The sequence below is a fragment of the Stutzerimonas stutzeri KOS6 genome (assembly GCF_000307775.2).
Classification (GTDB): domain Bacteria; phylum Pseudomonadota; class Gammaproteobacteria; order Pseudomonadales; family Pseudomonadaceae; genus Stutzerimonas; species Stutzerimonas stutzeri_B.
Map to the genome: position 1 here is coordinate 641,920 of NZ_KK020677.1, position 9,687 is coordinate 651,606.

General features: G+C 59.3%; 8 protein-coding genes and 1 tRNA gene. 1 reads left to right on the forward strand and 8 read right to left on the reverse strand.

The features are described from left to right. Positions 1-2 precede the first annotated feature (2 nt). The 8 genes from B597_RS46710 to metG all read right to left on the reverse strand — a co-directional run bounded on the left by B597_RS46710 (position 3) and on the right by metG (position 8,255). Entirely contained in the window at positions 3-1,352 is a 1,350-nt protein-coding gene (locus B597_RS46710) for an aromatic ring-hydroxylating dioxygenase subunit alpha (protein WP_024162461.1), read from the reverse strand. Positions 1,353-1,420: 68 nt separating this feature from the next. Next, positions 1,421-1,735, reverse strand: a complete 315-nt coding sequence (locus tag B597_RS43365; RefSeq protein ID WP_003292052.1) for a non-heme iron oxygenase ferredoxin subunit — start codon at positions 1,733-1,735, stop codon at positions 1,421-1,423. Positions 1,736-1,878: 143 nt separating this feature from the next. Beyond that, positions 1,879-2,865, reverse strand: coding sequence for a 2Fe-2S iron-sulfur cluster-binding protein (locus B597_RS43370; protein WP_003292051.1), 987 nt, complete (start codon positions 2,863-2,865; stop codon positions 1,879-1,881). A 138-nt stretch (positions 2,866-3,003) separates the two neighbouring features. Next, complete coding sequence (locus tag B597_RS43375; protein ID WP_024162462.1) at positions 3,004-4,857, reverse strand: tyrosine-type recombinase/integrase; 1,854 nt, start codon at positions 4,855-4,857, stop codon at positions 3,004-3,006. 237 nt (positions 4,858-5,094) lie between these two features. Next, a tRNA-Gly gene (locus B597_RS43380) sits at positions 5,095-5,168 on the reverse strand. Positions 5,169-5,247: 79 nt separating this feature from the next. Further along, a complete protein-coding gene (locus B597_RS43385) occupies positions 5,248-5,940 on the reverse strand; it encodes a pseudouridine synthase (protein WP_003292049.1) in 693 nt (230 codons plus the stop codon). Further along, complete coding sequence (locus B597_RS46715; RefSeq protein ID WP_082321580.1) at positions 5,940-6,146, reverse strand: cysteine-rich CWC family protein; 207 nt, start codon at positions 6,144-6,146, stop codon at positions 5,940-5,942. The genes B597_RS43385 and B597_RS46715 overlap by 1 nt, the downstream gene beginning before the upstream one ends. A gap of 66 nt (positions 6,147-6,212) precedes the next feature. Then, positions 6,213-8,255: a methionine--tRNA ligase gene (gene metG / locus B597_RS43390; protein ID WP_003292048.1), complete on the reverse strand. Its 2,043-nt coding sequence runs from the start codon at positions 8,253-8,255 to the stop codon at positions 6,213-6,215. 190 nt (positions 8,256-8,445) lie between these two features. Here metG and apbC point away from each other — a divergent pair, with 190 nt between their 5' ends. Further along, the gene (gene apbC / locus B597_RS43395; RefSeq protein WP_003292047.1) at positions 8,446-9,540 is read left to right on the forward strand and encodes an iron-sulfur cluster carrier protein ApbC; all 1,095 of its coding nucleotides are present in this window, start codon (positions 8,446-8,448) and stop codon (positions 9,538-9,540) included. Positions 9,541-9,687 lie beyond the last annotated feature (147 nt).

The window sequence follows — 9,687 nt, forward strand, 5'->3', positions numbered from 1 at the left end:
TGTTAGCGATCAGTAGTCTTTGCCAGTTCGGTATGCCAATTTTTAGAGACATCCTCGAATTCAGCCCAGCTAGAGCTGCTGATGTGCGCGCCGTAAGCCCGATAGAAGCCACGATAACTGGTCTCGCCAATCGCCGATTTGCCGACGATGCCAGGATAAACCTCGTCGCCGTATACGTCCCCGTCGAAACCCAGGTTGGAAACCAGATCGCCATCTCTGGACTGATATTTCTTGGCGTTTTGCGATACCGTTTCCATATTGTCGTTGTCGTCGCTTTCCCAGAAGCCAGCAGGCCCAAACGTTCTCTGAACCGCGTCGACCAAGCGGCGCTTGAGATCCTCGGGCAGGTCTTTTTCGACCATGGCGTAGGTCCATACCTCAGTGGTATTTGCGTCGATCGGGTGCCATACCTTGAAGACACCCGAGCAGGTCAGAAAACTGTTGTTCGGGAAAACGGTGCAGTTGAGGTGGCTGCGATAGATTCGTGCGCGAACCTCGCCAATTTCTTTGTTCAGCCGTTCCTGCTTAGCACCGCCGAAGGCCATCAATTCCGGAACCAGGTCTGCGCTGTGCACGCCTGAATATACGTCCCACAACACACCCATGCCGCTGCCGTATTTGGAGGTCATTTGCAGACCTGCACCTTCTGGGGGCAAAGCTGCGTTGCCAGCTAACGACGAGAAGACCGACTGCCCTGAGCGAAGCGAAGACGCATGCGTCCAACCCACGTGGTACGCATCCCCCGTAAAGTTTTCCGCGGGCGCTTTCCAGTTAGCCTTGATTATGACCTTTCCTGGAGGACCGATCAGTTCTAGCCCTCCGGAATGCTTAAACATAGGCTCCAGGTACCAGCCAGCGTCCCCCATGTAGTCTTTGAGAGAAGGGGCTTCCTCATCGAAGCAACCATAGATGAAGCCATGGAAGCTCTCTACACGAGCGACTTCTTTCAATCCCATACATTTCTTGTCGAGCGCCTCGCCATACAGTTCTTTTTCAAACGGGACGCTCTGCAGTTCACCGTTAGCGCCGAAGCCCCAGCCGTGATAGCTGCAAACGAAACCTTTAGCATTACCTGCTTCTGCGTGTACCAGCGTCTTGCCACGGTGACGACAAACGTTCAGAAAAGCACGAATCGAACCGTCGTTCTGCCTGGAGACGATAACCTCATCAACCCCCATTTTTGCCGTAACATAGTCGCCAGGGGACGGAATCAGGCTGTCATGAGTCAGGAAAAGCCAGTTCCGAGCAAAAATGGTTTCCAGTTCGCGCTGGAAAAGTTCTTCGTCGCCATGAATCAGGTGTTTTTGGGTCAGCCCAGATTCACTCACCAAGTTTTTATTTTTGTAATTCATATTTTCACCTCAAGAGATCGAATGGGGGGATTACGCTCTAGGGTCCGGGGTGCCTCCTATTAAAATTCTCAGCTCAAATCAATCATCACACGCTGGCCCTCAATCTTCACTCGGTATGTTTTGATGTTCTGTGTCACAGGGGCGCACAAGGCCCTGCCTGTGCAAACATCAAATCTACCTTGATGCAAAGGACATTCAATTTCTCTGCCTTCTAGAAAGCCATCACTCATGCGGGCAGCACCATGTGTGCACAGGTTGTCGGTAGCGTAGATTTCGCCTTCCACTTCATACAGCGCTAGTTCCTTACCTTCGACTGTCACGCCGAGGACGTCACCTTCAGGGATTTCATAAAGAGCGACTGCGTCAATCCATTTTTCTGTCATAAAGCTATCTTCAAATGGGGTAATGATGGAGTTAGAGATCATTCAGCTGTCCCAAATATTCTGACGCGGCTGTTGTTAGTGATGCTCATTTAAGTGTCTTCCTGATGAATTCTCGATGTACAGAGGTGCAGGGTCGGGGCAATTCAGACCCCGCTGGGATAGAAGGCATCGGCATAAATATGTTCGGGCGATATTCCAAGAACTTTGGCGACGGTGCATAGAGCGTCAACCATCGCTGGTGCGCCGCACAGGTAGGCTCTCCACCCAGCCAGCGAGGGAATGTCTTTTTCAATCAAATCGGTAATTAGGCCGGCTCGCTGGCCCTCATTAATCGGGCCCGTCGCGATCACTGTATGGACAGTCAGTTGAGGGTGGATAGCCGCGAGTTGGTTCAATCGGTCTGCGTCGTAAAGGTCTTGCTGACTGCGCACCCCGAAATAAAGGTGGATGGGGTTCGTCATTCCCGACTTCAGCGCGCCGCGAACAATCGACAGCACCGGTGCGAGTCCGGTCCCGCCGCCCACACACAGCATCGGCCCGGTGTGAGCCTGACGCAGATAGGCCGTACCAAGAGGCCCGCTCAACTTAATGCTTGTACCTTCGCGGACGTGCTCGAAAATATACTCCGTGACACGCCCGCCCGGCACTTTGCGGATATGGAACTCCATTTCTTGGTCATCTGGCAGACCAGCCATTGAATATGGACGCACATGTTCGGGACTGAACTGTAGCATCGCGTACTGTCCGGGTGAGAACTCGAAGGGCTTGGCGAGGCGAATGCGGATGCGGCGAATATCGTGAGTGGGCGACTCGACGGCGACAACCATGCCTTTGATGATTCGCGCCGGGTGAGTGACTATGTCGTCTGAGTCTATGATCTCAATTGCGCAATTGCTGGTGAGCACTGACTGACAGGCGAGTACATAATGCTCTTCGATGCGATTTGAGTCACCGCTTTTCGCCGCCGAACTAATGACGCTGCCATCTATAACTCGGCAGCGGCAAGTACCGCATCGTCCAGACATACAGCTGTAGGAAATACCCACACGGTGCTCACGGAGCACTTCCAAAAGGTTGGCACCGGAATCAAAAGGCAAGCGGCGATTGTTCGGTAGTACGAGAAGTTCCATAGATCTAGCTTCTTTATTTATATGTTTTATGGTTCCATGATCATTGACTGTATTCTAATAGTCAATAAACCATAAATGAATATTAGTATCACTAATATGAATAATGTCCAGGCCATCCCTTACCGGCCCGTTGTTTGACTACACGACCCCGACCCGCAGCGGGGTCCATTCGCTTTCCTTCACCGCTGTGCTCACGGCCATGACGAGCTTGTCGAGATTGCTGGCAGTCACGCCCTCCAGTGCCGAGCGCCCCCGCAGCATCGAGCGCGGCTGCAGCAGTGCATGGTAGATCTGCCAAGGGTCCGCACCCCTGGTCAGCTTCAGGACAGACTGGATCAGCTCGTGCTTGAGCGGGTCGAGGTGCCAGTCCGGCACGCGCTGGCCGCGGTTGCCCACGTTCAAAGCCAGCAAGTTGCCCGCCTGGATCTCATAGCTGATCCACCTGCGGGATTTGCCCGCTATCTTGGCAAACGCAGCGACGGGAAGGTTGTGCGGCGCTTCGAAGACATCGAACAAATCCATTCTCTCGCGCTGAATGTCCGAAGGTACCAGCGGCGCGGCCGATCGCTGGGGCGGCACTGCCGGCAGCCGATGTGCGGCGGCAGAAACCAACGGCATGGCGTCACCCGGCTTCGTCACGAGCAGGCTTGGCGAAGCGGCAACCGGCGTAGAGGGCGCGCTTGCGGTTTGCTCAGTGGGGAATGCGGGCACGCCTTCCAGATGCACGGTGAGCGGCATGCTGGCCGCCTCGACCTGGTTCTGCTCGAAGAGGTCGAGGCGATCGGCCCAGTCCTGCATCATGCGTCGACGCTGCTCCACGTACTCGGCATGGTTGTAGGTGGCGCTGACCTTGTTGGGATCGACATGCGAAAGCTGTGCATCCACCCAGACTTTCGGGTAGCCGATCTCGTTGAGCGCAGTGGACATCGTGCCACGGATACCGTGTCCGGTCAGGCGTTCCTGATAGCCCATGCGTTTGAGCGCACCATTGAGCGTGTTCTCGCTGATGCGCTTCTTCAGGTCGCTGTCGTGCCGGAACAGGTAGCGCTGGGCCGGCTTGAACTCATCGAGCAGGTGCCGGACGATCTCCATGGCCTGAATCGACAGCGGCACGATGTAGGGCGGGATGTCCTTCGGCTGCTGCCGCTTCTTGCGCATATCCACCTGGAGTTGCTTCACGACGTCGGGCGGGATGATCCACAGCCCTCGGTCCAGATCGAATTGATCCGGCATCGCCTGCCGCAGCTCGCCGGTTCGCACGCCGGTCAGCAGCAATAGCCGCAGCCCGAGCTGGGTCTGCCGCCTGCCGCGATAGCTGCGCAGCCGCTGCAACAGCCTTGGCAGCTCGGCCATGCGCAGGAACGGGTTGTGGTTGACGGGTGGCAGCGGCAGCGCCACCACATCGAGATCGAAGGCGGGGTTCTGCTCTAGGCCCGGCACGATCACCAGCGCGTAGCGGAACAGTTGGTTGAACCACGTCCTGACTTTCTCGGCGACGGAGAGCGCCCTGCGCTTCTCGATCCTGGCGATCACCTCCAGGAGGTCGGGCCGCTTGATCTCATAGATCGACTGCTTGCCCAAGGTCGGCAGCACATCCTTGTCGAAGATGCGCGGAAGGATCGAGAGAGTCGTCTGCCGGCCTTCCTTGAGGCTGAGCCCGCGATGCTTGAGCCACTTGCGATACACCGCCTCGAAGGTGTTTTCGTCGGCGAGCCGGACAGCGGTGCGCTTCTGCTTGCGGTGATCGCGAGGATTGGTGCCTTTGGCCAGCAGGGCGCGCGCTTCATCGCGCAGGCTGCGGGCCTCGCGAAGCGTCACCTCCGGGTAGGTGCCGAGCGACATCCGCTTCTGCTTGCCCGCCCAGTAGTAGCGGAAGTGCCAAGTCCTGCCACCGGCAGCGGTGACGGCCAGGGAGAGGCCATCCAGGTCAGGGAGGGTGTATGCCTTGCCAGTCGCCTTGGCCTGTCGAACGGCCAGGTCTGAGAGTGCCATGCTCTTGCTCCGAACATGAGTCAGGAACCAGATGCTGGTCACGTCGACCTCGCCTCTCCATCAACAATCCGGAATCAGCCGCGCCCGCAAAAATGGACTTGTTTGTGGACTTAAAAGTCCCGGCTGTAGGCGGATCGCAGTGGACCACAGCAGAACGTCAAAGAGAGGAAAAGTCCTTGTGAGGCAACGACTTGCAGACTCTCTTGGACTTCTGCGGAAGTCCGCAGAATGATGCAGTGGAGCGGGCGAAGGGAATCGAACCCTCGTCATGAGCTTGGGAAGCTCAGGTAATGCCATTATACGACGCCCGCTAAGGGGTGCCTTTTTACCAGAAGCCTTGGCTGAAATGAAGTGCGACGACAGGTTTTTCTGGCGGGGGCTGCACGGTACTCAGATTTGCGCGATTTCATGCGGGGTCAATGGCCGATAGCAGCCGGGTTCGAGGGCTGCGTCCAGCACCAGTGTGCCCATGCTTTCACGATGTAGCCTGATGACCTTGTTGTCGAAGCGGCCGAACATGCGCTTGACCTGGTGGTAGCGGCCCTCGTGCAATGTCAGGCGAGCGCGGTGCGAGCCGAGCAGCACGAGCTGGGCGGGCAGCGTGGTGAGGTTCTCGAAGCGGAAGTACATGCCTTGGGCGAAGGCTTCGACGCAAGCGGGGTCGATCGGGTCTTCGGTTTCGACCAGATAGACCTTGCCCTGCAAGCTGGCAGGCAGAGTCAGGCGGCGAGACCACTGGCCGTCGTTGGTAAGCAGCATCAGTCCGGTGGTGTTGAAGTCGAGGCGCCCGGCAATGTGCAAGTCATGCCTGTCAGGCAGTTCGATCAGGTCGAGCACGGTGCGATGCGCAGCGTCATGCGTGGCGCTGACGCAACCTGCCGGCTTGTGCAGCATCAGGTAGCGCGCGGTTTTGCCGGGTTGCAGCAGCTCCCCGTCGAGTTCGATGCGATCGAATGCGCGGATTTCCTGATCGCCGATCCTGGCGACTTCGCCATCCACCCGCACCCTGCCTTCGACCAGCAGGCGGCGAACGTTCTGGCGGCTGAGTTGCGCGCGGCTGGCAAGGTAGCGGTCGAGGCGCATCAGGGTTTGGTTGCCGGTTCGCCGCGGGCGCAGCGGGAGCAGAGGCAGGCCTGGTTCCTGAGCGTGGCGGGGATGCGTTCGAGTACGGCCTGTGCAATCTTGGCCTCGAGGCACCAGCAGGGCTGGGATGCGTCAGGGGTGCAGCGGGCGCACTGATTGGGCTGAGCGCAGAGCGGGCAGCAGGACGGATCTACAGGCTCGCTCATGGACGTTTCCGTAAGGGCGTCGAGTTTTCCGCCTGCCGGCTGGGAAGTTCCGGCAGGCGGGCCGGGTTACATGACGCGCTGGCCTGGCTTGGCGCCGTTGTCCGGGCTGAGCAGGTAGATTTCGCTACCGCCGGGGCCGGCGGCCAGTACCATGCCTTCGGACAAGCCGAACTTCATCTTGCGCGGTGCCAGGTTGGCGACGTAGAGGGTGAGGCGACCTTCCAGCTTGCTCGGGTCCGGGTAGGCACTCTTGATGCCGGAGAACACGTTGCGCTTGGCATCGCCGATGTCCAGCGTCAGGCGCAGCAGTTTGTCGGCACCTTCGACGAACTCGGCCTTTTCGATCAGGGCAATGCGCAGGTCGACCGCAGCGAATGCATCGAAGTTGATTTCCGCTGCCAGCGGCTGCTTGGTCAATTCGCCATTGCCTGCCGGAGCAGCTGCGGCTTCGCTGGAGGCGAGGTCTTCCCTGGAGGCTTCGATCATGGCTTCGATCTTCGCCGGCTCGATACGGGTGAGCAGCGGTGTGAAGGCGTTGAGCTGATGGTTGGTCAGCAGTGTCTGGTGGTCGTTCCAGCTCAGCGGGTCGACATTGAGGAACTGCTCGGCGGCGGTGGCGAGATTCGGCAGTACCGGCTTGAGGAAGATCACCAGCTGGCGGAACAGGTTGACGCCAAAGGCGCAGATTTCCTGCACTTCGGCCTGCTTGCCCTCGACCTTGTTCAGTGCCCACGGCGCCTTGTCGGCAATCCAGGCATTGGCCCGGTCGGCCAGTGCCATGATTTCACGCATCGCGCGGGCGAAGTCGCGCGCTTCGTAGGCTTCTGCAATGCTCGGCGCGGCGGCCTGAAAGGCAGCCCACAGTTCCGGCTCGGGGTTGGCGTCGACCATCACCCCGGCGTTGCCCTTGTGGATGAAGCCGGCGCAGCGGCTGGCGATGTTGACCACCTTGCCGACCAGGTCGGAATTGACCTTCTGTACGAAATCCTCGAGGTTCAGGTCGAGGTCATCCACGCCACGGCCCAGCTTGGAGGCGTAGTAGTAACGCAGGTATTCCGGATTCAGGTGGTCGAGGTAAGTGCGCGCCTTGATGAAGGTGCCGCGCGACTTGGACATCTTCTGTCCATTGACCGTCAGGTAGCCGTGCACGTTGACTGCGGTCGGCTTGCGGAAACCGGCGCCTTCCAGCATTGCCGGCCAGAACAGGGTGTGGAAGTTGATGATGTCCTTGCCGATGAAGTGATACAGCTCGGCCGTGGAGTCCTTGCTCCAGAAGGTGTCGAAGTCCAGCTCCGGGCGGCGCTTGCACAGGTTCTCGAAGCTGGCCATGTAGCCGATCGGCGCGTCCAGCCAGACGTAGAAGTACTTGCCCGGCTCACCCGGAATCTCGAACCCGAAGTAGGGCGCATCGCGGGAGATGTCCCATTCCTGCAGGCCGCCATCGAGCCATTCGGCGATCTTGTTGGCCACTGATTCCTGCAACGCGCCGCCGCGGGTCCACTGCTTGAGCATGGCTTCGAAGTCAGGCAGCTTGAAGAAGAAATGCTTGGAGTCCTTGAGCACCGGCGTCGCCCCGGAGATCGCCGAGCGCGGATCTTTCAGTTCGGTCGGCTCGTAGGTGGCGCCGCATTTTTCGCAGTTGTCGCCGTACTGGTCTTCGGCGCCGCACTTCGGGCAGGTGCCCTTGATGAAGCGGTCGGCGAGGAACATGCCCTTTTCCGGATCGAAATACTGTGTCACCGAGCGGGTGGCGATGTGGCCGGCATCGCGCAGGCGGGTGTAGATCAGCTCGGCGAGTTCGCGGTTCTCTTCCGAGTGGGTGGAGTGAAAGTTGTCGAAATCCACCAGGAAGTCGGCGAAGTCGCTGCCGTGTTCAGCCTGTACGTTGGCGATCAACTGTTCGGGCGTGATGCCTTCCTTCTCGGCACGCAGCATGATGGCCGAGCCATGGGCATCGTCGGCGCAGACATACACGCACTGGTTGCCGCGCAGCTTCTGGAAGCGTACCCACATGTCGGTCTGGATGTACTCGAGCATATGGCCGAGGTGGATCGAACCGTTGGCGTAGGGCAGGGCGCTGGTAACGAGAATCTGGCGAGCTTCGGACATGGGGACTCTGCAGTCGGAATTGCGAAAGAAAGTCTGCAACTATAAAGCGCTGGCGCGTATTTTTCATCCGTGCTGCCGGCGCCCGGCCAAGCCGGCCGGCAATGGCTTGGCCTCCGATCGCCGGTGGGCTCGGAGCTACAGGGCAGGGTAAGATGCCTTTCTGATTTGCTCGGTCTTTCCAGGAGTAACCATGTCCGTCACCCGTGAAGCTGTGGAAACCGTACTGCGCCAGTACACCGATCCCCATTTGAATCAGGATCCGGTGAGTGCCGGTTGCGTACGCTCGATCGAAATCCAGGGTGACCGGGTCAGCGTTCAGCTGGAGCTCGGCTACGCCGCAGGGCTGTTCCGCGGTGGCTGGGCGCAGATGCTGGCCATGGCGGTTGAAGGCCTCGAAGGCGTCAGCCGTGCCGACGTGCAGGTCGATTGCGTGGTCCGCACGCACAAGGCGCAGGATCAGGTGCCGGCCCTGGCCAACGTGAAGAACATCATTGCGGTAGCCTCGGGCAAGGGTGGGGTCGGCAAATCCACCACGGCCGCCAACCTGGCCCTGGCCCTGGCTCGCGAAGGGGCTCGGGTCGGGGTGCTGGACGCCGATATCTATGGCCCGAGCCAGGGCATCATGTTCGGCATTGCCGAGGGAACGCGTCCGGAGATCCGCGACGGCAAGGCGTTCATACCGCTGGAGGCGCATGGCGTGCAGGTCATGTCCATGGCGTTCCTTTCCGACGACAAGACGCCGATGGTCTGGCGCGGGCCGATGGTTTCCGGTGCGCTGTTGCAGCTGATCACCCAGACCGCCTGGAATGACCTCGACTACCTGGTCGTGGATATGCCGCCGGGTACGGGTGATATCCAGCTGACCCTGGCGCAGAAGGTGCCGGTTACCGGTTCGGTGATCGTTACCACGCCACAGGATCTGGCACTGCTGGATGCGAAGAAGGGCGTGGAAATGTTTCGCAAGGTGAACATTCCGGTGCTGGGGGTGGTGGAGAACATGGCCATCCATATCTGCTCGAACTGCGGCCATGCCGAGCATCTGTTCGGAGAAGGTGGTGGCGAGAAGCTGGCGGCGCAGTACAACGTCGACCTGCTGGCATCGCTGCCGTTGTCGATGGCGATTCGCAGCCAGGCGGATGCGGGCAAGCCAACCGCTGTTGCCGATCCGGAAAGCCAGATCGCAATGATCTATCAGGAGATGGCGCGTACCGTCGGTGCACGTATTGCCCAGAGTGGGCAGATCGTCGCGCAGTCGATGCCGAAGATCGTCGTTTCGGACGATTAGGTCGCTGGCCAGTTCGAAAAGCATCGCCCCGGGCTCGGGCTTCCCACAAAAGCGGCAGGTGTAGCCTCGAGTCCCGTGGGAAGCGCTGATGCGGGCCGTAGGGGCGCTGCCAGGGATGGCAGGCCAAAATGAATGGCTGGGAGCCAG